Source organism: Bradyrhizobium sp. 62B, assembly GCF_030272265.2.
Lineage (GTDB): Bacteria > Pseudomonadota > Alphaproteobacteria > Rhizobiales > Xanthobacteraceae > Bradyrhizobium.
This window is the reverse complement of sequence record NZ_CP092841.2, coordinates 253,810-276,909: the sequence shown is the minus strand read 5'-3', so window position 1 is coordinate 276,909 and position 23,100 is coordinate 253,810. Positions and strand designations below refer to the sequence as shown.

The window sequence follows — 23,100 nt, the reverse complement described above, 5'->3', positions numbered from 1 at the left end:
GTTCTGATTTTTGTTCCAAGGGGTCTCTTTGGACCCGGGTTGGCCATTTAGGGTGTTCCGAACCGTATTGCGAGTCCCGAATCAGTGACATACGGTTTCTAAATACCTCCCGGGATGCATGGAGGCTCTGCGCGGGCTTGCTCCATGGTCTGAGTAAACTCAGTGAAAGCCGCCCCTGGGCCTGTTTCAGATCTGCGACAATCGCAGCAGGTGGCCTTGATCCTCCGCATGGTCGGCGGCCCGCCGAAGGTCCAGCTTGTGCTCCTTGTCGGGTCCGGTTAGCCCGACGCATAATCAGTCAATGATCAAGTCGGCTCGCCAGTCGCTAGCGTTCGGCCTGCCGTATGTGGAGGGAAAGCATGTCCGAGAAGATCTACGACGTCCCCGCGGAGTGGGCGAAGCGCGCCTGGGTCGACCAGGCCAAGTACCAGGAGTTGTACGCTCGCTCGATCTCGGACCCCAACGGTTTCTGGGCGGAGCAGGCCAAGCGCATCGACTGGATGCACGCGCCCACGAAAATCGAGAACGTCTCGTTCGCGCCCGGCAACATCTCGATCAAATGGTTCGAGGACGGCATCCTCAACGTCGCCTACAATTGCATCGACCGGCATCTCGCCAAGCGCGGCAACCAGACCGCGATCATCTGGGAAGGCGACGATCCCTCGCAGTCCAAGCACATCACCTATCAGGAGCTGCACGACGAGGTCTGCCGGATGGCCAACATCCTGCGCACCCGTAACGTCAAGAAGGGTGACCGCGTCACCATCTACCTGCCGATGATTCCGGAAGCGGCCTATGCGATGCTCGCCTGTGCACGCATCGGCGCTGTTCACTCCGTGGTGTTCGCGGGCTTCTCGCCGGACTCACTCGCCCAGCGCATCAATGACTGTAAATCCAAGGTCATCATCACCGCGGACGAAGGCCTGCGCGGCGGCAAGAAGGTGCCGCTGAAAGCCAATGTCGACGCGGCGCTGGCCAAGGCCGACGGCGTCGACTGGGTCGTCGTCGTCAAGCGCACCGGCGGCAAGGTCGACATGAACCCGACGCGCGACCTCTGGTATCACGAGGCGGCGGCCATGGTGACGACGGAATGCCCCGTCGAGCACATGCACGCCGAGGACCCGCTGTTCATCCTCTACACCTCAGGCTCGACCGGCCAGCCCAAGGGCGTGCTGCACACCTCCGCCGGCTATCTCGTGTTCGCCTCGATGACGCATCAATACGTCTTCGATTATCACGATGGCGACATCTACTGGTGTACCGCCGATGTCGGCTGGGTCACCGGTCACAGCTACATCTTGTACGGGCCGCTCGCGAACGGCGCGACCACGCTGATGTTCGAAGGCGTGCCGAATTACCCTGATAATTCCAGGTTCTGGAACGTCATCGACAAGCACAAGGTCAATATCTTCTACACCGCGCCGACCGCGATCCGCGCCTTGATGCAGTCGGGCGACGAGCCGGTGAAGAAGACCTCGCGCGCCTCGCTCCGCCTGCTCGGCTCGGTCGGCGAGCCGATCAACCCGGAAGCCTGGGAGTGGTATCACCGCGTCGTCGGCGACGACCGCTGCCCGATCGTCGACACCTGGTGGCAGACCGAGACCGGCGGCATCCTGATCACGCCGCTGCCGGGCGCGACCAAGCTGAAGCCGGGCTCGGCGACGCAGCCGTTCTTCGGCGTGGTCCCCGAGATCGTCGACGCCGACGGCCAGGTGCTGGAGGGCGAAACGTCGGGCAATCTCTGCCTCACCCGCTCCTGGCCCGGCCAGATGCGCACCGTCTATGGCGACCATGCCCGCTTCGAGCAGACCTATTTCTCGACCTACAAGGGCAAGTATTTTACGGGCGACGGCTGCCGACGCGACGCCGACGGCTATTACTGGATCACCGGCCGCGTCGATGACGTCATCAACGTCTCCGGCCATCGCATGGGCACCGCGGAAGTCGAGAGCGCGCTGGTCGCACATGAGAAGGTCTCGGAGGCCGCGGTGGTCGGCTTCCCGCATGACATCAAGGGCCAGGGCATCTACGCCTATGTCACCCTGATGGCCGGCATCGAGCCGACCGAGGATCTGCGCAAGGAGCTCGTGACCTGGGTGCGCAAGGAGATCGGCCCGATCGCCTCGCCCGACCAGATCCAGTTCGCGCCGGGCCTGCCCAAGACCCGCTCCGGCAAGATCATGCGCCGCATCCTCCGCAAGATCGCCGAGGACGAGCCGGGCAGCCTTGGCGACACCTCGACCCTGGCCGATCCCGCCGTGGTCGACGACCTCGTCAAGAACCGGCAGAACCGCAGGCCGGCGTAAGGCAGGCTCTCGTGCCCCGGATGCAGCGCAGCGCCTCTTTGGCGGTGCGCTGCTGAGCCGGGGCCCATCTGACGAGGGAACGTGCGGCCTGCTGGGTCCCGGCTCCGCGCAGTACCGCCTTGGCGCTGCAGCGCGTCCGGGACACGAGAGTGCATCACCCTCCAACGTGCTCCCCAAAACAACAGCCGTTACATCCTCACGCGCTTGTCAGCGCGCGCCGCACGGCGCCCGCATCTTTCCCGCCGAGTGTTGTTTTCAGGTCATTTACTTTATTTCGAACATTTCCTTTGTTCCCCCTGCTGACCGGCCTTCGGTGGCCGCGCGTGGAAACCATCCGGTTAACGGGCGCGGTTAAGAATGTCCCTCACAAGGACTTGGCGCGGCGGCGATTGCCGGGTTCTGCGTCATTCTGGACGATCCGTTTTGGGGCAAGGGGGAGATCGATGTCGATGAGGATTGCGGTGGCGATGGCCGCCACCATCGGGGCTGGCGTCTTGATGTCGAATGCAGCAGAGGCGCGGCCGGAAATGGTGGGGACGCATCTGGCTGACTATTCGCCCGGCACCATTGTGGTCAAAACCAGCGAGCGACGGCTCTATCTCATCGTCGGTAACGGCCAAGCCGTGCGTTATCCGGTCGGCGTTGGCAAGGCCGGCAAGCAGTGGGCCGGTACGACGAAGATCGACGGGAAGTATCGCAACCCAGCCTGGGCACCGCCGGCCGAGGTCAAGCGTGACAAGCCCAACATTCCCGACATGATTCCGGGCGGCTCGCCGCGCAACCCGATGGGCGTCGCGGCGATGACACTGGCCGGCGGCGAATATGCCATCCATGGCACCAACGTGCCGGGTTCGATCGGCGGCTTCGTGTCCTATGGCTGCATCCGCATGCTCAACGACGACATCACCGATCTCTACGGCCGCGTCTCCGTCGGCACGACGGTGATCGTGACGCGCTGATCCCGCGATCAGCCGCGACAGCAAGGGACCGCGTCTCCGGACGCGGCCTTTTTGTTACCAGAAGCGCCAGCCGCGTGCGCACCAGCCGTCGCGATGTCCGCCATTGTAGCTTCGCGCAAAACCGCCGGCGAGCAGCGCCGCCGAAACATTTGCAGTCCGCCGGGTCGCGACGTCGGCGAGCACGCGGCCGTATTTGTCGGGGCCGAGATTGGTGATGGTCACACCGCCCTGGCCAAGCAGATCGCGCAACGCACGGGCCGCTGCTTCCGCCTTGTCCAGCTCCTCCTGGCAGGACGCCTTCAACTCGGGCGCATCAATGCCGCGCAGCCGGACGCGCACGACGAGATCGCGGCCGTCGCGCTGACGAACACGCGCCAGAAACGTATCGCCGTCGATGGTGCGAACGACGTCTACGGGCTCGCGGACATCGGGATGGCCCGCCTGCCGGAGAACGATCTCGGCATCCCCGGTGCGGTCGCCATCGCTCCGCGGAACAAGCCAGTCCGTTCCATGGCGGAACGTCAGCACGACGGCCAACACGATGCCCACCACGAACATCCACGGCAACAATCCGGAGAAGTGCCGACCGAACGGCGAACCGCTGAACTGTGGCCGATGGGAACTGGGACGATCGGGGAAACGCATCAACTCACGCTAAGACTGAGTCGGGGAACTCACAAGCGGGGCTGCAGCAGGCCGGAACCAGCAACAACCTCTGCAAGAAAGTTCCGGTCTCCACTACGTCGGCCGTAGTTCTACTGGAGATCCGCGAATATTACCCAAATCTCAATCATTGGTTGCGAATACGTGTTACGGGTAACGCGAGGGAGATTGCGGTGAGGTCTTTCAGATTTCGCATTGGAACGAAGCTCGGCATCGTGACGGGCGTGAGCATCGTGCTGGTCTGCGGCATGCTGACCAACCAGATGCTTGGGAACCGGTCGATTGCTGAATCCAATCGCCTGGTCACGATCAACTATCTCAACAAGGGCAATGCCCAGGCGACGCAGACCGCGATGGCGCGGGCGCAGCTCGCAGCTCTCGAGATCGGTTCCGCTGCGACGGCCGGAGAGGTCGACAAGCTCCTGGAGAATCTCCGCGCACGAGCAAGCGAAGCCGGTGCGGAAATCGATGCCGCGACGGAGCGGGCGACCCGGAAGGTCACCCAGGACGCCTATCGTGAGACCAAGAAATTTGTCGATGCGTATCTGGCCAGTGGCATTGAACTGGCCGTCGCGCAAAAGACCGTCATCAGCGCCGCCGGCAGCGCCAGGACTGCAGCCGAAGCGGCGAGGGCAAGCATTCTCGCCGAGCGTATGCGTCCGGCAGCGCTCGAAGTCGGCAAACGTATCGACGATCTGGTTGGCGTTGCCAACGAATTCGCCGCGCGCCGCAAGGGCGAGATGCTAGCCGAACTGGATCGCGTCGCCAATTTCGCATTGATCGTCGGCGTATTCGTCGTTCTGACGTTGATCGGGTCCGCAGTGTTCTCCGTGTTGAACATCGCCCGGCCGATCCGGCGTATCGGCGACGTGCTCCTCCAGCTCGCCAGCGGCAACAAGGCGGTCGAGATCCCCTACACGCGCCGAGGCGATGAAGTCGGCGACAACGCTCGCGCGGCTCAGACCTTCAAGGAAAATCTGATTCGCATCGAGCAGATGGAAGCCGAGCAGAAGAATCTGGAAGCTGCGGCCGCTGCTCAGCGTAAGGAAGAAATGACCAAGCTGGCCGGCGTGTTCGAAGCCGCCGTGGGTGGCATCATCGGCTCCGTGTCGGCAGCCTCCCAACAGCTCGAGGCTGCCGCCGGCACGCTGTCGGGAACCGCGGAAGAGACTCAGCAGCTCTCCGGGATGGTCGCGGCCGCTTCGGAGGAAGCGTCGACCAATGTCGGAGCCGTAGCGTCGGCCGCCGAAGAAATGAGCACGTCGGTCGTCGAGATCAGCCGCCAGGTCCACGATTCCAGCCGCATCGCCGGCGAAGCGGTCAAGCAGGCCGAGCGCACCGATATCCGGATCAATGAACTGCTCAAGGCGGCCGGCCGAATTGGTGACGTCGTCAAATTGATTACGGCGATCGCCGAGCAGACCAATCTCCTCGCGCTGAACGCAACGATCGAGGCGGCGCGCGCCGGCGAATCCGGCCGCGGCTTTGCAGTCGTGGCGAGCGAGGTCAAAGCGCTTGCGGCGCAGACGGCGCGAGCGACCGAGGAAATCAGCGCGCAGATCGCCGGCATGCAGTCGGCTACGGAGGACTCCGTCGGCGCAATCAAGGAGATCGGCGCGACCATCGCCCGCATCTCCGATATTTCGACGACCATTGCTGCGACGATCGAGGAGCAGGGTGCGGCCACGGCCGAGATTGCGCGAAACGTCAGCGAGGCCGCCAAGGGAACCGTGGAAGTCGCAGACAAGATCGCCCAGGTCAGTCACGGCGCGAGCGCCACCGGCGCGGCGTCGGGACAGGTGTTGACATCGGCGCGTTCGCTCTCCAGCGAAAGCGCCCTGTTGAAGACCGAGGTGGAGAAGTTCCTCAACACGGTGCGCGCGGCATGAATCCGCAAAGCGGCAACATATCTCCGATGCTCGTCGCATAAGATCGCGCCTCCGGGATTGCCCGGAATTGTTAGGCACCATCAGCAACTGTAGGTTGGATAAGAACCAACGAGCAATTGCTCGTGGAACTCCCAGCCGTGTGGGTCCCCCAACATGAACATCGACGCAACAGCCGATTCGCTCGAACGAATGGCCGATCTTGTTCGGCAGCAGCATCATTCCCTCGACACCATGCCGTTGTCGCCAGTGGGCGAATTCCAGACCAGAACCGTCACCCTCGCGACATTGATGCGCGAAGTGACGGACTGCCTCGCCGGACATTTCCAGCATCGCCCCGCGCAAGACTTTCCGATGCTCTATTTCGCATGCGGCAAGGCCAGGGTCGGATCGACTGCTCTCAGCAATCTGTTCGGGATGACTGGCATGCCCTCATATTATCAACCGCTGAAGGCGATCCTGCGCGAGGCGCTGGTCGGCCGTCCGCTGACGCCCTGGGTCATCCCCTCGGCGTCCGACGAGCCGCACATCTTCAGCAAGGAAACGATCGGGCCCTACGTGCTCGCCGAGAGCTTGTTCAATCCGTTGCAGCTCCTGATCGACGCGGGTTACCCGCGGCACCGCCTGCATCTCATCATGCTCGATCGCGAGCCTGCGAGTTCGCTGGCGTCATGGCTCGAGAAGCTGATCTCGCGCGCGCCCGCAGATTCGTTGCTGCGGCACTACGTCGTCGCCGCACTCAGCGCGGCCCGCGTCGCAAACTACGCCCGGCAACAGGGCGTTCCCGTCACCCACTACGTCTACGAGGTGAGCAAGGAGGCTCTATCCTCGGTGCGCGTCTTGTTCGATCGCCTCGGCCTTTCGAGTAGCTTCACCGAGAATGCCGTGACGTCATGGCGGGAACCGGGGGACGTTCAAGCGAACAACGCACGCGTCATCTTTCCGAGCGAAGCGACGATCTACAAGGTGCCCAATCTGCACACGTCCGACAGCGCCTATCGCTATCAGCGCCGCGCGACCGCCTCGGTGAGCGAAGCTCAGCTGGAAATTCTGGAGCGCTGCGGGGTCAATGACGTCTATCGAGCCTCGGTCGCGGCATGCGTTCGCGATCTCGGCCTCAATGCCGCAATCTCCGCGGACCTGTTCGGCGACTGGTTCGCTGAGGCCGCGTGATCAGCATGCTGGAGTGTCCCACGACCGCCGAACCCGCCTTCGCTGAAAGAACGGGCGGCGAGCAGCGTCACGCCGCCAGCCATCTCCGCCGTCTGGAGGCGGAGAGCATCCATATCCTCCGGGAGACAGCGGCGGAGTTCCACAAGCCGGTCATGCTGTATTCCATCGGCAAGGACTCGTCGGTGCTGCTGCATCTGGCGATGAAGGCGTTTCATCCCGGCAAGCCGCCGTTTCCGCTGCTGCACGTCGACACGACCTGGAAGTTTCGCGAGATGATCGCGTTCCGCGATCGCCGCGCGCGCGAGCTCGGCGTCGATCTGATCGTCCATACCAACAACGACGGATTGCGGGAGGGGATCGACCCCTTCACCCACGGCTCGGCCCGCTACACCGACGTCATGAAGACGCAGGCGTTGCGGCAGGCGCTCGACTTTCACGGCTTCGACGCCGCGATCGGGGGTGCACGGCGCGACGAGGAGAAGTCGCGCGCCAAGGAGCGCGTGTTCTCGCACCGGAGCGCGGCGCATCGCTGGGATCCGAAGAACCAGCGGCCCGAGCTGTGGAGCCTGTACAACACGATGCTTGCGCCCGGCGAGAGCATGCGGGTGTTTCCGCTGTCGAACTGGACCGAGCTCGACGTCTGGGACTACATCCTGCTCGAAGACATCCGGATCGTTCCGCTCTATCTGGCGGCCTCGCGTCCGGTGGTCGAGCGCGACGGCGCGTTGATCATGGTGGACGACGAACGGATGCCGCTGCTTGCAGGCGAACAGCCGCAATGGCGCTCGGTCCGGTTTCGGACCCTGGGCTGTTATCCGCTCAGCGGTGCCACGATCTCGACGGCGGCAACCCTGCCCGAGATCGTGCGGGAGATGACGGCCTCACGCACCTCCGAGCGGCAAGGACGCATGATCGACCGGGACAGCCCGGCATCGATGGAGCGCAAGAAAGCGGAAGGCTATTTCTGATGTCCTATCACGAGGCCCCCACGATCGCCGCCTCCGATGCGCCGCGGCTGGATCAGGACGACCGCCCGACGCTGCGCTTCGTCACTTGCGGCAGCGTCGACGACGGCAAGAGCACGCTGGTCGGCCGGCTGCTCTACGATTCCAAGACGCTGCTGGACGATCAGCTCGACGCGCTGGCCTCCGAGAGCAAGACCGTCGGCACCACCGGCGGCGATCTCGATTTCGCGCTGCTGGTCGACGGCTTGCAGGCCGAACGCGAGCAGGGCATCACCATCGACGTCGCCTACCGCTTCTTTGCCACCAAGCTGCGCCGCTTCATCGTCGCCGACACGCCAGGCCATGCGCAGTACACGCGCAATATGGCCACCGGTGCATCCAACGCCGAGCTCGCCGTGGTGCTGGTCGACGCCCGCAAGGGCGTGATCACGCAGACGCGGCGCCATAGCCACATCCTGTCGCTGCTGGGCATCCGTCACGTCGTGCTCGCCGTGAACAAGATGGACCTGATCGGATTCGACGGAGATCGCTTTGCGGCCATCACCGCCGAATACCTCACCATGGCCGGACAGCTCGGAATCTCGCAGGTCCAGTGCATTCCGATCGTCGCGCCCGACGGCGACAACATCGTCGCGCCGAGCGCGCGGATGCCCTGGTACAGCGGCCCGACCGTCACGGCCTATCTGGAATCGGTTGACGTTTCCGGCGCGGTCTCGCGGCAGCCGTTCCGGCTGCCGGTGCAATGGGTCAACCGGCCGAACGCCGAATTCCGCGGCTTCTGCGGGCGGATCGCCAGCGGAACGATTGCGACCGGCGAGACGATCGCGGTGCAGCCCTCGGGCCGTCAGACGCGCGTCGCGCATATCCTTACGCCCGGCGGCGAGCGCGAGCGCGCGGCGGCGGGCGAATCGGTCACGCTCACATTGGCCGACGAGATCGACGTCAGCCGCGGCGACGTGCTGACGGCGGGAGCCGCTCCGCAGGTCTCGGACCAGTTGGCCGCCCATCTCGTCTGGTTCGACGACGAGGCCATGGTCGCGGGCCGGCGCTATTTGCTGAAATGCGGCGCGGCCTCGACCGGCGCGGTGATCACGACGCTCAAGCACCGCATCGCCATCGACACCATGGCGCAGGAAAGCGCCGAGACGCTCGGTGCCAACGAGATCGGCTACGCCCATCTCAACCTCGACCGTCCATTGGTGTTCGAGGCCTATCGCGACAACCGCGACATGGGCAGCTTCATTCTCATCGATCCGATCAGCCACCGCACGGCCGCCGCGGGAATGATCGACCTTTCGCTCCGCCGCGCCACCAACATTCATTGGCAGCGGCTGGCCGTGGACAAATCGGTGCGGGCGCGGCTGAAGCAGCAACGGCCCTGCGTGCTCTGGTTCACGGGGCTGAGCGGTGCCGGCAAATCCACGATCGCCGATCTCGTCGACCGCAGGCTTGCCGAGCTCGGCCGCCACGCCGCGCTGCTCGACGGCGACAACCTTCGCTACGGCATCAACCGCGATCTCGGCTTCTCCAGCGCGGACAGGGCGGAGAACGTCCGTCGCGCCGCGGAGATCGCCGCGCTGTTCGTCGACGCCGGCATGATCGCGCTGGTCGCGTTGATCTCGCCGTTCCGCCGCGAGCGCGAGCTGGCACGCCAGCGGGTCGAGGCGGGCGAATTCATCGAGATCCACGTCGCGACCCCGCTCGCCGAATGCGAACGCCGCGATCCCAAGGGACTCTATCGCAAGGCACGGGCAGGCGAGATACCGGCGTTCACCGGCATCGACGATCCCTATGAGAGGCCGCAAGCGCCGGAGATCACCATCGACACCTCGGAGCTGTCGACCGAGGCGGCCTGCGATCGCATCATCCGTTACCTCCGCGACAATCACTATCTGTAGCGTCCGGAGGCAGACACGATCGGCGGGATCGGCAACGGCTCAGAAGTCGGAACGGCTCAGAAGTCGGAGGCGATGCCCTTCCGCTCCCAGTCGCCGTAGCGGGTCGGCTCGGGTCCCTTCGGTCCCTGCAGCTCCTTCGCCTTGGCCTCGCCGTTGGCCTCCGCGGCGGCAGCCTGCCGGCGTGCCTCGGCTTCGGCCAGCGCGCGCTGGGCGGCCGGCGACAGCTGCTTGCGATCGGGGACGGGAGGCTGGTCACTCATCGTCCGGTCTTCTAGCGCAGGACGCGCCCCATTGCGACGTGCAATAACGCATTCCTGAAATCAGGCCCGGAGGGCTGAAAAAGCCGGAAGTGATTCTTACATTTGGCATATTCGCGTGCCAGAGATCGCTTTCTCAAGGCATGCGCCCATTGCGGCGGAACTGCCGCTCGCTCAGAACCTTGCTTCCGCATGCCATCTCAACGTTTTGCCCCTCCGTCCGAAGTGCCAGGCCTTGCGGCACGTCGGATCGCCGCCGACATCGTCGACGGCGTGCTGCACAAGCACCGCACGCTCGACGATCAGCTCGACGGCGGCGGCGCCCATCCCGGACTGAAGACGCTGGCCGACCGCGACCGCGCACTGATGCGGCGTCTGGTCGCCACCGTGCTGCGCCGGCTCGGCACGCTCGGCCACGTGCTGTCGCGCCTGCTCGACAAGGGCATTCCCTCCGAAGCGCCGCGCGCACAGAGCGCGCTGCTGATCGGTGCGGCGCAGATCCTCTGGATGGACGTGCCGGATCACGCGGCCGTCGACCTCTCCGTTCGCCTGGTGCAATCCGACCGGCGCGCCGCGCGCTATGCCGGCCTCGTCAACGCCGTGCTGCGCCGCTGCGCGCGCGAGGGCAAGGCGCTGGTCGAGGAGGTCGCCACGCAATCGCTCGACCTTCCGCCGTGGTTGCTCGCGCGCTGGAGCGCGCATTATGGCGAGGCGACCGCGCGCGAGATGGCGCTGGCGCTCGGCCACGAGCCCTCGCTCGATCTCACCGTGAAGTCGGATCCCGCGCAATGGGCGAGCCGCCTGCACGGCGAGACGCTGCCGACCGGGACGGTGCGGATGCTGCTGCACGGCGCGGTGACCATGCTGCCAGGCTTCACCGAGGGACAATGGTGGGTGCAGGACGCCGCCGCCGCGCTGCCGGCCCGGCTGTTCGGCGACGTCAAGGGCAAGTCCATCGCGGATCTCTGCGCCGCCCCCGGCGGCAAGACCGCGCAACTGGCGCTGGCAGGCGCGCATGTCACGGCGATCGACCGCTCGCCGGCCCGGGTGGCGCGACTGCGCGAAAACCTGGCGCGGCTGTCGCTCCAGGCCGAGACCGTCGTCGCTGACGCCGTCGAATGGGCCGGTCCAGCCGAGGGCTTCGACGGTATCCTGATCGATGCGCCCTGCACCTCGACCGGCACGATCCGCCGCCATCCCGACGTGGCCTGGCTGCGGCAGGAATCCGACATCGCCGCTCTGACCGCGCTCCAGCAAAAACTGCTGCGAAAATCGGTGTCGCTGCTCAAGCCGGGCGGGACGCTGATCTACTGCACATGCTCGCTGGAACCCGAAGAAGGCGAGCAGGCCGTGGCAACGCTGCTGGCGGCCGAGCCTGCGCTTCGCCGCGTCCCGATCACGGCGTCGGAGGTCGCGGGCCTGGACGAAATCCTCACGCCGGAGGGCGATCTGCGCACCCTGCCCAGCCATCTGCCGAACGCCGATCCCAAGCTCGGCGGTCTCGACGGATTTTTCGCGGCCCGGCTCGTTAAATCCTGATTTTGCACTGGATTTTGCGACCACGGCGCTGATTCGCACACGTTCAAGGTGGTGTCAGGCGTCCGATTTTGGGATTAATAGGGATTCGTCGGAATCCCTCTCCCCCTTCAAGGCAAGGCGTGTCGGTCGCTCAACGCAGACGTATCTCGACGCTCGTCATGAACCGCTTCGCGCGGAACATGCTCGCGCGCGCGAGCGGCGGTTCCGTTGCGCTGTCGCGGGTCTGGCCCGGCCGCACCGACCGCCTGATCATCGCGCCGCACGATCTGCGCACCGCGGATGCGACCCGCGCCGCCGAAATCTATGCCGGCCGCTTCGTCTTCGCCGGCAAGATCGTCAATTGCCACGGCCGCTCGATCTTCGATCTCGAGCCGCCGTCGGAGGACTGGGAGGTCGCGCTGCTCGGCTTCGGCTGGCTGCGCCATCTGCGCGCCGCCGACACCGCGCTGACACGCGCGAATGCGCGCGCCCTGATCGAGGACTGGATCGCCAATCCCGCCAACAAGCGCCGTCCCGTCGCGCGCCGCGCCGACGTGCTGGCGAGGCGCGTGATCTCGCTGCTGTCGCAGGCGCCGCTGGTGCTGAACGAGACCGACAACAAATTCTACCGCCGTTACCTGCGCGCCCTCGCACGCGAGATCCGCTTCCTGCGCTTCGCCATGGTCGACATTCCGGATGGGGTGCCGAAGCTGCAGGTGTTGATCGCGCTGTGCTATGCGGCGCTGTGCCTTGCCAACCAGGCGCGCCACATCCGCAGCGCATCGAAAAAGCTGTCGGACGAATTGCAGCGGCAGATCCTGCCCGATGGCGGACACATCTCCCGCAACCCCGGCGCGCTGATCGAGCTCCTGATCGACCTCTTGCCGCTGCGGCAGACCTTCGCCGCGCGCAATATCGCGCCGCCGCCGGCGCTGCTCAACGCGATCGACCGCATGATGCCGATGCTGCGCTTCTTCCGGCACGGCGACGGCAATTTCGCGCTGTTCAACGGCATGAGCGCGACATCCTCGGATCTGCTCGCCACGCTGCTCGCCTATGACGACACCCACGGCGCGCCGATGGCGAACATGCCGCATACCGGCTTCCAGCGCCTCGACGCCGGCCAGACCACCGTGATCATCGACACGGGGCCGCCGCCGCCGGCCGGCGTCAGTCACGATGCCCATGCCGGCTGCCTGTCGTTCGAGCTGTCCTCCGGCATCAGCCGCATCGTCACCAATTGCGGCATGCCGACCACGGGCCGCGACAATTGGCGGCCGTTCGCACGCGGCACGGCGGCGCATTCGACGCTGACCTATCACGACACCTCGTCCTGTCAGTTCGTCGAGATGTCGGCGATGAAGCGGCTGCTGCACGGCTCGCCCGTCACCAGCGGGCCCGTCGAGGTCGAGAGCTACCGCGAGATCGTGCAGAACGGCACGCTGCTCACGGCCTCGCATGACGGCTATCTCTCCAAGTTCGGCGCGATCCATCGCCGCGTGCTGATGATCGCCAATGACGGCGCGCGCATCGACGGCGAGGACACGCTGTCGCCGCCGCAGGGCGGACGCTTCAAGGGCGCGGATGCCGATTTCGCGCTGCGCTTCCATCTGCATCCGGCCGTGAAGGCGAGCCGGCTGTCGGATGCCCGCGGCGTCATGCTGGTGCTGCCGAACCGCGACGTCTGGACCTTCGAAGCATTGGACGACAAGGTCGACCTCGAGGACAGCGTGTTCCTGGCCGGCAATGACGGCCCGCGCCGCACCGCGCAGATCGTGATCCGGCAGGATGCTCGCCAGGCGCCCTCGATCCGCTGGAGCTTCGTGCGCTCCACGGCCTCGCCGGCGGTGACCAATGCCCGCCGTAACGCGCGGCGGGAGCCGGAACTGCCGCTGTAAACGCACACGATTTGGCCCATCTCGTCGTTGTGAAAACGGCCAAAAGCTGCTATCGAGCCCTCGCTCGCGCGACTGGCGACCTTGGATGGAGCACCATCGGGAAGCGCGACACATATCTGCCGCGCGCCTGGGCATAGACACTCCCTGAACAGAGGATCTTGCTCATGACTGACCACCCCCGCCGCGTCACCCGCGCTCTGCTCTCCGTCTCCGACAAGACCGGCCTGATCGATTTCGCCAAAGCGCTGGCCGCGCATGGTGTCGAGCTGGTCTCGACCGGCGGCACTGCGAAAGCGATTGCCGCGGCCGGCCTCGCGGTGAAGGACGTCTCCGACCTCACCGGCTTCCCCGAGATGATGGACGGTCGCGTCAAGACGCTGCATCCGAAGGTCCACGGCGGGCTGCTCGCGATCCGCGACAACAAGGAGCATGCGGAGGCGATGAAGGCGCACGGCATCGCGCCGATCGATCTGCTCGTCGTCAATCTCTATCCGTTCGAAGCGACCGTCGACAAAGGCGCGGGCTTCGAGGATTGCATCGAGAATATCGACATCGGCGGCCCCGCGATGATCCGCGCCGCCGCCAAGAACCATGACGACGTCGCCGTCGTGGTGGAAGCCGAGGACTACAAGGCCGTGCTCGACGAGCTTGCCGCCAACAAGGGCGCCACCACGCTGAAGCTGCGCCGGCGGCTTGCCGCAAAGGCCTATGCGCGCACCGGCGCCTATGACGCCGCGATCTCGAACTGGTTCAACCGCCAACTCGAGATCGAAGCGCCGGACTTCCGTGCCTTCGGCGGCAGGCTGATCCAGTCGCTGCGCTACGGCGAAAACCCGCATCAGACCGCTTCGTTCTACGCGACGCCGGAAAAGCGCCCGGGCGTCTCGACCGCGCGGCAGCTCCAGGGCAAGGAGCTCTCCTACAACAACATCAACGATACCGATGCCGCCTATGAATGCATCGGCGAGTTCGACACCAAGCGCACCGCGGCCTGCGTCATCGTCAAGCACGCCAATCCCTGCGGCGTCGCGGAAGGCGCGAACCTCGTCGAGGCCTATCGCAAGGCGCTGGCCTGCGATTCCACCTCGGCCTTTGGCGGCATCATCGCGATGAACCGCGCGCTCGACGCCGACACCGCACGCGAGATCACCAAGATCTTCACCGAGGTGATCATCGCGCCCGACGCCACCGAGGAAGCGATCGCCATCATCGGCGGCAAGAAGAACCTGCGCCTCTTGCTCGCCGGCAGCCTGCCCGACCCGCGCGCGCCCAGTCTCACCGCCAAGACGGTTGCCGGCGGCCTGCTCGTGCAGAGCCGCGACAACGCCGTGGTTGACGACATGACCTTCAAGGTTGTGACCAAGCGTGCGCCGACAGAGGCCGAAATGCGCGACCTCAAATTCGCGTTCCGGGTGGCAAAACACGTCAAGTCCAACACAATCATCTACGCCAAGGATCTCGCCACCGTCGGCATCGGCGCAGGCCAGATGAGCCGGGTAGACTCAGCGCGGATCGCGGCGCGCAAGGCGCAGGACGCGGCGAACGAGCTGAAGCTTCCCGAGCCGCTCACCAAGGGTTCGGTGGTGGCCTCGGATGCGTTCTTCCCGTTCGCCGACGGCATGCTCGCCTGCATCGAAGCCGGCGCCACCGCCGTGGTGCAGCCCGGCGGCTCGATGCGCGACGACGAGGTGATCAAGGCCGCCGACGAGCACGGCATCGCCATGGTGTTCACCGGGACGCGGCACTTCCGGCACTGAGTTCGCCGTCATTCCGGGGCGCGCGCAGCGTGAACCCTGGTGCGCAATTGCGCACCTGAGAGTCTCGCGCCACAACTTCTGGATTCCGGGTTCATCGCTCCGCGATGCCCCGGAATGACGATGGGGTGCTACTCCCGCACCCGCATCAACAGCCCCAATCCCGCGACAAAGAACACCACCAGCACCGCCATGCCGGCCTTCTGGCTCGCCGTCGCAGCGGTGATCATGCCGATCAGCAACGGTCCGATGAAGGACGTCACCTTCCCGGTCAGCGCGAACAGACCGAAATATTGCGCGATGCGATCTCTCGGCGCGAGACGGATCAGAAGCGTGCGTGACGCCGCCTGCAGTGGACCACCGGCCGCGCCGATGAGGCAGCCCAGCACCAGATAGGCGCGTTCCGCGGCGCTCGAGAACATGGCGGCGCCTGCTTGCGGCGGCGCGACCTTGACGAACAACACGCTATCCTTGTCGACGAGGAGGATCGCTGCCACCGACAGCAGCAGCAACAGCAAGCTTCCGGCGATGACGCGCTTCGGCCCGAGATGATCGTCGAGCTTGCCGCCGAGCCATGCGCCGAATGTGCCTGTTATCGCGAGCATGATTCCGAAGGTGCCGATCTGGATGGTGTGCCAGCCGAACGTGCCGGCCGCATAGATGCCGCCGAAGGCGAACAGCGACACCAGGCCGTCGGTGTAGATCATGTTGGCGAGCAGGAATGCCGCGAGCGACTTCTGCGTCGGCAGGCTCTTGATCGATTTCTTCAGCGCCGCCAAACCTTCGTGCAGCGCTTCGCGCAGCGGGCGCTTCGCCGGGTAATCCGGCGTGAACAGGAACAGCGGCGTCACGAAGATCACGAACCACAGCCCGGTCAGCGGTCCGACGATGCGATCGCCCTGATGGCTGACCGGATCGAGCCCGAACAACGGCGTCAGGCCCAGTAATGTGCGGCCCGTCTCGGGATTGGCGGCGAGCAGGCCGAGCACGATGATCAGGCTGACGATGCCGCCGATATAGCCGGTCGCCCAGCCGGTGCCGGAAAGCCGGCCGATCCGCTCCGGCGGCACCAGCGTCGGCATCATCGCATTGTTGAAGACGGTGGCGAATTCCGCGCCGACGCTGGCGAGCGCAACCGCGGTGAGCAGGGGCGGAATGACCGAGGGATCACCGGGCTTGCCGATCCATAGCGTGCACGATGCCAGCACAAGCACCGCGCCGAATCCCGCAATCCACGGCTTCCTTCGGCCGGAAGCATCCGCGATCGCCCCCAGCACCGGCGACAGCAGCGCGATCGCAAGTCCCGCAGCCGCCATCGCAAATCCCCACAGCGATTGGCCTGTGGCGGGATTCGGCGCAATGCTGGTTGCGAAATACGGCGCGAACACGAAGGTCGTGATCAACGTGAAATAGGGCTGCGCGGCCCAATCGAAGAAGATCCAGCTGACGACGGCGGCGCGTGGCGGATAGGTCCGCTGCGCATCGGCCATGCGCGCATCCGGGGCGATCGTCGTCATCACGCAGTCCTCATCACGAACAGTTTTGCCTCTGTTGGGGCAAACCGTATAGCATTGCAGCGAGGCGTGTGAACCAGTCCGAAGCCCCTGCGGAAACTTGATCATGTCGTCATATTCGACCCGGCGGACGTTTTTCGCCTTCCTAGCCGTTCTGACGTTTGGTCTTGCACCCGCAGCCGCCCAGGACGCACGGCAGGGCTACGTCCCACCCGCTCGCGACGCCGTGCGCGCCGTTGCGGCCGAGCATGGCATGGTGGTCGCGCAGGAGAAGATCTCCGCGCAAGTTGGCGCCGAGATCCTGCGGCGTGGCGGCAATGCGGTCGACGCAGCGGTCGCGACCGGCTTTGCGATGGCCGTGACCTATCCGCGCGCCGGCAATATCGGCGGCGGCGGCTTCATGGTGATCCATTCCGCTGACCGCAATGAAGACATCACGATCGACTATCGTGAGACGGCGCCGGCAGCGACCACACCGCAGATATTCCTCGACGCCGACGGCAAGCCCGATACGGCGAAGTCACGAGATTCCGCGCTCGGCGTGGGCGTGCCCGGCACGATTGCCGGTCTTTCCCTGGCACTGGAAAAATACGGCTCCGGCCAGTTCACGCTGGCGCAATTGCTCGAGCCTGCGATTGCGCTCGCGCGCGACGGCTTCGTGATCAGCGACGACATGGCCGATACGCTGCCGACCTGGTACCGGCGACTGGCACGCTGGCCTTCGTCGGCCAAGATCTTCTCGCGGCCCGATGGCTCGCCGCTTCGTGAAGGCGACAGGCTGGTGCAGGGCGATCTCGCCGAAACGCTCTCGGCCGTTGCCGCACAGGGGCCACGCGGCTTCTATGAGGGCGAGGTTGCGGAAAAGCTCGCCAAGGCGGTGGCTGATGCGGGCGGCATCATGACGCCGGCCGATTTGAAAGCATATCAGGCCGTGATCCGCGCGCCGGTTCGCGGCAGCTATCGCGGCTATGACATCGTCTCGATGCCGCTGCCTTCGTCCGGCGGCATCGTATTGGTGGAAACCCTCAACATTCTCGAAGGCTTCCAGCTTGCCGATTTGAAGCAGGGATCGCCGGCATCGCTGCATCTGCTGGTCGAGGCGATGAAGCGCGCTTATGCGGACCGCGCGCACTATCTCGGCGATCCCGCCTTCGTCAACGCGCCGATCGAGACGCTCACCGCGAAGGACTACGCCGCCAAGCTGCGCTCCGGCATCTCTGCCGATCGCGCCACACCGTCGAAAGAGCTTGCATCCGCGGCCCCCTCGCCGCGCGAGGGCAGCAACACCACGCATTTCTCCGTGGTGGATTCCCGCGGCAACGCGGTCAGCAATACGTATACGCTGAACTTCAGCTACGGTGTCGGCCTGGTTGCCGAAGGCACCGGCGTGCTGCTCAACAACGAGCTCGACGACTTCACCGCCGCGGTCGGCGCCTCGAACGCCTATGGCCTCGTCGGCTTCGAGGCCAATCTGCCCGGCCCCGGCAAACGTCCACTCTCATCGATGTCGCCGACCATCGTTCTCCGGGACGGCAAGCCGGTGCTGGTGACGGGCTCGCCCGGTGGCAGCCGCATCATTTCCAGCGTGCTGCAGGTGATCGTCAACCTGCTCGATTACAGGATGGATGTTGCGGCGGCCGTCGCGGCGCCACGGCTGCATCATCAATGGCTGCCCGACGAAGTGCGCGTCGAGCGCGGCTTTCCCGAGGACGTGTTGCAGGGGCTGAAGGCGATGGGCCACACGATCGTCGAGCCGATGGGGCAGACATCGGCGAATTCGATTCTCGTGACGCCGAACGGGCCACTCGGCGCACCCGACCCCCGCACACGGGGCGCAGAGGCGGCCGGGCACTAGCCACGCCGTTTGCATGGCACGGGAGCGCCGGCCCGCTAGCTCTCGCGGCCACGCGTGCTACCAAAGGGCAGCCAAAAAAACTGCCGGGGAAACGCCATGACCACGACCGATCCGCTCCAGAACATCGAGCGCGCCGAGATCGAGGACACCAGCCTTCTCGCGTTCTATCGCGACATGAACGCGCCGGAGCGCCGGACGTTCTGGGCCTGCGCGGCGGGCTGGGCGCTCGACGGCATGGATTTCATGATCTATCCGCTGGTGATCGGCACCATCATCGCGCTGTGGAAGGTCGATGCCGCCTCGGCCGGCCTTGCCGGCACGGTGACGCTGCTGGCGTCCGCGATCGGCGGCTGGCTCGGCGGCTATCTCTCCGACCATATCGGGCGGGTGCGAACGCTCCAGATCACCATCATCTGGTTCTCGTTCTTCTCGCTGGTCTGCGCGGTCGTGCAGAATTTCGACCAGCTCCTGATCGCGCGTGCCGTGCTCGGCCTCGGCTTCGGCGGCGAGTGGGCCGCGGGTGCCGTGCTCATGGGTGAAGCGATCCGGCCGCAATATCGTGGGCGCGCGGTCGGCTCGGTGCAGTCTGGCTGGGCGGTCGGCTGGGGCCTCGCGGTGCTGTCGCAGGCGATCCTGTTCTCGGTCTTGCCGCCGGAAACGGCATGGCGCTGGATGTTCGTGATCGGCGCGCTGCCGGCCCTTCTGGTGTTCTACATCCGCCGCTCGGTCACCGAGCCGGAGATCTCGGCGCAGGCCCGCGCCAGGCAGGCTGCGAGCGGCGATCGCCCTGCGCTCTGGGAGATCTTCTCCGGCCCGATCCTGAAGACCACGATCCTGGCCTCGCTGATGGCGACGGGCTGCCAGGGCGGCTACTACGCCGTCACCTTCTGGGTGCCGCAATTCCTGACCAAGGAGCGGCACCTGTCGATCGTCGGCTCGACCGGTTATCTGTCGACCCTGATCATCGGCTCCTTCATCGGCTATCTCACGGGAGCCTGGCTCGCCGACCGGATCGGGCGGCGCAATCTGTTCCTGATCTTCTCGATCGGAGCCATCGGGGTGGTGCTGCTTTATACGCAGATGCCGCTCACCAACGAGATCCTGTGGGTGCTCGGTTTCCCGCTCGGCTTCTTCGCCTCGGGCTATTTCTCCGGCGTCGGTGCGTTCCTGACCGAGCTTTATCCAACGCGGCTGCGCGGCTCTGGCCAGGGCTTCTGCTACAATTTCGGCCGCGGCATCGGCGCGCTGTTTCCCTTCCTCGTCGGCGCCCTGTCCGCGACGACATCGCTGGCGAATGCGATCGCGATCTTCGCGGTGGCGGCCTACGCGGTGTTCTTCATCGCCGCCTTTGCGCTGCCGGAGACACGCGGACGTGTGCTGCACGCGCATTAACGGAGAGATGTCGTTCCGGGGCACGCGAAGCGTGAACTGTGGTGCGCAATTGCGCACCTGAGAACCTCGAGATTCCGGGTTCGGTGCTGCGCACCGCCCCGGAATGACGGCCCTATGACTATCGTCCCACCTGGTACGGCCCGCCCTTCTCCAGCGCACGCGCATAGGCCGGCCGCGCGTGGATGCGCTCCAAAAAGGCCATCGCCTTAGGATGACCCTGCTCGAGCCCGCCGCGCGCTTGCGCCGCTTCCAGCGGAAAGCTCATCTGGATGTCGGCTGCGGTAAACTCGTTGCCGGCGAACCACTCGCTTTTGCCGAGCTCGCCTTCCCAGTAATCCATGTGCTGCTTGAGCTGCGGATTGACCAGCGTGGTCAGCGCCTGGTTCGAGACCTTGCGCACCAGCGGACGAAGCAGCGCGGGCGCGCGCTTCGGCATCAGCGTGAACAAAAGCTTCAGCAACAGCGGCTGCATCGCAGAGCCCTCGGCATAATGCAGCCAATAGGTGAAGCGCAGCCGCTCCGGCGTATCAGGCGGCGGGATCAGCCGGCCGTTGCCGTAGGTCGCGATGAGATATTCGATGATCGCGCCTGATTCGGCGACGGTGTTGCCGTTGTCGGTGATGACAGGCGACTTGCCGAGCGGATGGATGGCGCGGAGCTCCTTCGGCGCGCGCATGTCCGGCTGGCGCTGGTAGCGCACGATCTCGTAAGGCACGCCCAACTCCTCGAGCAGCCACAGCACGCGCTGCGAGCGGGAATTGTTGAGGTGGTGAACGGTCAGCATCGGTAGGTCCCCAAGGCTTAGGCGTGGTGGCTAGGCGTGGTCGGTCGGCGGCGCTGTTCGTGCCAGCCTGGGAACACAATGTCGAGCCGTCCAGGCAGATATTTTCACCCGGGTATATTGACCTCGCAAATTTACCCGGATATTAAAACGGATAACATCGTTAATATGGCAATGATTCCAATGCAGAAGATTTTCACCGCCTTCCAGGGGCCGCGCCGCCTGGTGTCCGGGCCGGCCGGCGAGGTCGCACTGGTCGTCAAGCGGGTGGCGGCCCGGCCGGACGAGCCGATCATCATATTCGAGGACGCCACGGGCCGACCGATCGACTTCGATCTGCGCGGCGGCGATCGCGAGGTCTTGGCGCGATTGGCCAAGCTTGTCCCGCCTCCGGTCGAGGAGAGCACGCCACCGAGCGAGCCGCGCGGCCGCGGCCGGCCGAAGCTCGGCGTGGTCGCGCGCGAGGTGACGCTGCTGCCGCGGCACTGGGAGTGGCTCGGCGCGCAAGCAGGCGGCGCCTCGGTCGCGCTGCGCAAGCTGGTCGACGAAGCCAGGCGCGCGAGCGGCGACAAGGATCGCGAGCGGCAGGCACGCGATGCGGCCTATCACTTCATGTCGACCATGGCCGGCAATCTGCCGCAGTTCGAGGAAGCCTCGCGCGCGCTGTTCGCAGATGACCGGCGCCGCTTCACCGCACTGATCGCGGACTGGCCGACCGACATCCGCGACCACATCGTCAAGCTCGCCTACAGCGACCGCGCGTAAGCCGCGCACCGCTCTTCACAACCCCATCGACGGCCGAGCCGCGCCTTGCGCGGCAACGGCGTCGCACGCCCTGATGAAAGGCATAGCCATGTCCGCCGCCACGCCGCTCTGGAAGACGTTCCTGCGCTTCCTCGCACCCCTGATGCTGAGCAACGCGCTGCAATCGCTGTTCGGCACCGTCAGCAACGTCTATCTCGGCCAGATGATCGGCGTCGATGCGCTGGCGGCGGTCTCGGTGTTCTTCCCCGTGATGTTCTTCCTGTTCGCCTTCGTCATGGGCCTCAGCACCGGCGCAACCGTCTTGATCGGTCAGGCCTTCGGCGCGCGCGAGCACGACAAGATCAGAAGCGTTGTCGGCACCACGCTTGCGATCGGCCTGCTGCTGTCCGTTTCGGTGGCGTTGATCGGCGGGCTCTTCAGCCGTCAATTGATGATGGCGCTCGCCACGCCCGCGGACATTCTCGCTCCAGCCAGCGCCTATGCGCGGATCATGCTGTTCACCCTGCCGCTCGGCTTCGTGTTCCTGCTGATGACGGCGATGATCCGCGGCGTCGGCGATGCGCTCACGCCGCTGCTGGCCCTGGCGTTGTCGACGGCGATCGGCCTGATCCTGACCCCGATGCTGATCCGCGGATCGTTCGGACTGCCGGCGGCCGGCATCACCAGCCCGGCCTGGGCGGCGGCGATCGCGAACGCGCTCACCTTGATCGCACTGGCCGCCCATCTGCGGCGGAAGAAGCACGCGCTTGCGCCCGACGCGGCCCTGCTGCGCCAGCTGCGACTCAACCGCGCCATGCTCGGCAACATTCTCGGCATCGGATTGCCGAGCGCCGTCGGCATGGTCGTGATGGCGATCGCGGAGTTGGTTCTGCTCGGCCTCGTCAACGGTTTTGGATCGGACGCCACCGCAGCCTATGGCGCCGTCAACCAGGTGATGGGCTACACGCAGTTCACGGCCATGTCGATTTCGATCGCGGTCTCGATCCTGGGCGCACAGGCGGTCGGCAGCGGCAATAGCGACCGGCTCGACGGCATCGTGCGAACCGGCCTCGCTTTCAACTTCGTCCTGACCGGCGGGCTCGTGACACTGATCTATCTCACGCCGCGAGCCATCCTCGGCATTTTCATCACCGACGCCGCCGTGCTCGAACTGGCGAAGGGCCTGCTCGACATCGCCTTGTGGAGCTCGGTGCCGTTCGGCCTCGCCACGGTGTTTTCCGGGGCGATGCGCGCGGCCGGCGTCGCGCTGACGCCGATGCTGCTCTCGATCTTCGCGATCGTTGCGATCGAGCTGCCCGCTGCGATCGTCCTGAGCCGCATCATCGGCCTTCAGGGCGTATGGGCCGCTTATCCCATCGTGTTCTGCGCCATGCTTGTTTTGCAGATGGGCTATTACTTGCTGGTGTGGCGCAAGCGGGCAATCCGGCGCCTGGTCTGATGCCCAGAGTATTATGATCATCATTAAACGGTGGACCTGTGGACCGCCCTGCGCCACAATGGATCAAAGCCAGATCAA

At 65.4% G+C, this 23,100-nt stretch carries 17 protein-coding genes and 1 riboswitch; of the genes, 13 read left to right on the top strand and 4 right to left on the bottom strand.

Annotated features, from left to right (window positions below; all coding sequences use genetic code 11):
- Positions 1 to 359 precede the first annotated feature (359 nt).
- The gene (gene acs, locus ML401_RS01300) at positions 360 to 2,306 is read left to right on the top strand and encodes an acetate--CoA ligase (RefSeq protein ID WP_285809252.1); all 1,947 of its coding nucleotides are present in this window, start codon (positions 360 to 362) and stop codon (positions 2,304 to 2,306) included.
- Between the two features lie 443 nt (positions 2,307 to 2,749).
- On the top strand, positions 2,750 to 3,265 hold the full coding sequence (locus ML401_RS01295) for a L,D-transpeptidase (protein WP_194405324.1): 516 nt from the start codon (positions 2,750 to 2,752) through the stop codon (positions 3,263 to 3,265).
- Between the two features lie 54 nt (positions 3,266 to 3,319).
- On the opposite strand, the gene ML401_RS01290 is transcribed toward ML401_RS01295, so the two are convergent.
- Entirely contained in the window at positions 3,320 to 3,910 is a 591-nt protein-coding gene (locus ML401_RS01290; protein ID WP_285809251.1) for a thermonuclease family protein, read from the bottom strand.
- Positions 3,911 to 4,176: 266 nt separating this feature from the next.
- Between ML401_RS01290 and ML401_RS01285 the strand changes: the two genes are divergently transcribed.
- The 4 genes from ML401_RS01285 to cysN all read left to right on the top strand — a co-directional run bounded on the left by ML401_RS01285 (position 4,177) and on the right by cysN (position 9,850).
- A complete protein-coding gene (locus ML401_RS01285; RefSeq protein ID WP_376717401.1) occupies positions 4,177 to 5,817 on the top strand; it encodes a methyl-accepting chemotaxis protein in 1,641 nt (546 codons plus the stop codon).
- 153 nt (positions 5,818 to 5,970) lie between these two features.
- Positions 5,971 to 6,987 (top strand): sulfotransferase family protein, encoded by a 1,017-nt coding sequence (locus ML401_RS01280; RefSeq protein ID WP_285809250.1) that lies wholly within the window; start codon positions 5,971 to 5,973, stop codon positions 6,985 to 6,987.
- 5 nt (positions 6,988 to 6,992) lie between these two features.
- The gene (gene cysD / locus ML401_RS01275; RefSeq protein WP_285809248.1) at positions 6,993 to 7,955 is read left to right on the top strand and encodes a sulfate adenylyltransferase subunit CysD; all 963 of its coding nucleotides are present in this window, start codon (positions 6,993 to 6,995) and stop codon (positions 7,953 to 7,955) included.
- Positions 7,955 to 9,850 (top strand): sulfate adenylyltransferase subunit CysN, encoded by a 1,896-nt coding sequence (cysN, locus tag ML401_RS01270; RefSeq protein WP_285809246.1) that lies wholly within the window; start codon positions 7,955 to 7,957, stop codon positions 9,848 to 9,850. Before cysD ends, cysN begins: the two co-directional genes overlap by 1 nt.
- Positions 9,851 to 9,906: 56 nt before the next feature.
- On the opposite strand, the gene ML401_RS01265 is transcribed toward cysN, so the two are convergent.
- Positions 9,907 to 10,110, bottom strand: a complete 204-nt coding sequence (locus ML401_RS01265) for a DUF1674 domain-containing protein (RefSeq protein WP_194405318.1) — start codon at positions 10,108 to 10,110, stop codon at positions 9,907 to 9,909.
- Between the two features lie 189 nt (positions 10,111 to 10,299).
- Between ML401_RS01265 and ML401_RS01260 the strand changes: the two genes are divergently transcribed.
- The 3 genes from ML401_RS01260 (at position 10,300) to purH (ending at position 15,280) form a co-directional block, all read left to right on the top strand.
- Complete coding sequence (locus tag ML401_RS01260; protein ID WP_211415165.1) at positions 10,300 to 11,646, top strand: RsmB/NOP family class I SAM-dependent RNA methyltransferase; 1,347 nt, start codon at positions 10,300 to 10,302, stop codon at positions 11,644 to 11,646.
- Between the two features lie 158 nt (positions 11,647 to 11,804).
- Positions 11,805 to 13,523, top strand: coding sequence for a heparinase II/III family protein (locus ML401_RS01255; RefSeq protein WP_211415166.1), 1,719 nt, complete (start codon positions 11,805 to 11,807; stop codon positions 13,521 to 13,523).
- A 58-nt stretch (positions 13,524 to 13,581) separates the two neighbouring features.
- Positions 13,582 to 13,663, top strand: a riboswitch (ZMP/ZTP riboswitch).
- A gap of 24 nt (positions 13,664 to 13,687) precedes the next feature.
- Positions 13,688 to 15,280, top strand: a complete 1,593-nt coding sequence (purH, locus tag ML401_RS01250; protein ID WP_285809242.1) for a bifunctional phosphoribosylaminoimidazolecarboxamide formyltransferase/IMP cyclohydrolase — start codon at positions 13,688 to 13,690, stop codon at positions 15,278 to 15,280.
- 128 nt (positions 15,281 to 15,408) lie between these two features.
- Here the strand turns inward: purH and ML401_RS01245 are convergent, their stop codons facing one another.
- Positions 15,409 to 16,794 (bottom strand): MFS transporter, encoded by a 1,386-nt coding sequence (locus ML401_RS01245; RefSeq protein ID WP_259218354.1) that lies wholly within the window; start codon positions 16,792 to 16,794, stop codon positions 15,409 to 15,411.
- A 103-nt stretch (positions 16,795 to 16,897) separates the two neighbouring features.
- On the opposite strand from ML401_RS01245, the gene ggt reads away from it, so the two are divergent.
- Positions 16,898 to 18,646, top strand: a complete 1,749-nt coding sequence (ggt, locus tag ML401_RS01240; protein ID WP_285809241.1) for a gamma-glutamyltransferase — start codon at positions 16,898 to 16,900, stop codon at positions 18,644 to 18,646.
- A gap of 96 nt (positions 18,647 to 18,742) precedes the next feature.
- Positions 18,743 to 20,038 (top strand): MFS transporter, encoded by a 1,296-nt coding sequence (locus ML401_RS01235; RefSeq protein ID WP_285809240.1) that lies wholly within the window; start codon positions 18,743 to 18,745, stop codon positions 20,036 to 20,038.
- Positions 20,039 to 20,156: 118 nt separating this feature from the next.
- Here the strand turns inward: ML401_RS01235 and ML401_RS01230 are convergent, their stop codons facing one another.
- A complete protein-coding gene (locus ML401_RS01230) occupies positions 20,157 to 20,822 on the bottom strand; it encodes a glutathione S-transferase family protein (RefSeq protein WP_285809237.1) in 666 nt (221 codons plus the stop codon).
- A 165-nt stretch (positions 20,823 to 20,987) separates the two neighbouring features.
- On the opposite strand from ML401_RS01230, the gene ML401_RS01225 reads away from it, so the two are divergent.
- Both ML401_RS01225 and ML401_RS01220 read left to right on the top strand, forming a co-directional pair.
- Positions 20,988 to 21,584 (top strand): DUF2239 family protein, encoded by a 597-nt coding sequence (locus tag ML401_RS01225; RefSeq protein ID WP_211415171.1) that lies wholly within the window; start codon positions 20,988 to 20,990, stop codon positions 21,582 to 21,584.
- 88 nt (positions 21,585 to 21,672) lie between these two features.
- Entirely contained in the window at positions 21,673 to 23,022 is a 1,350-nt protein-coding gene (locus ML401_RS01220) for an MATE family efflux transporter (RefSeq protein ID WP_285809234.1), read from the top strand.
- The last annotated feature ends 78 nt before the right edge of the window (positions 23,023 to 23,100 follow it).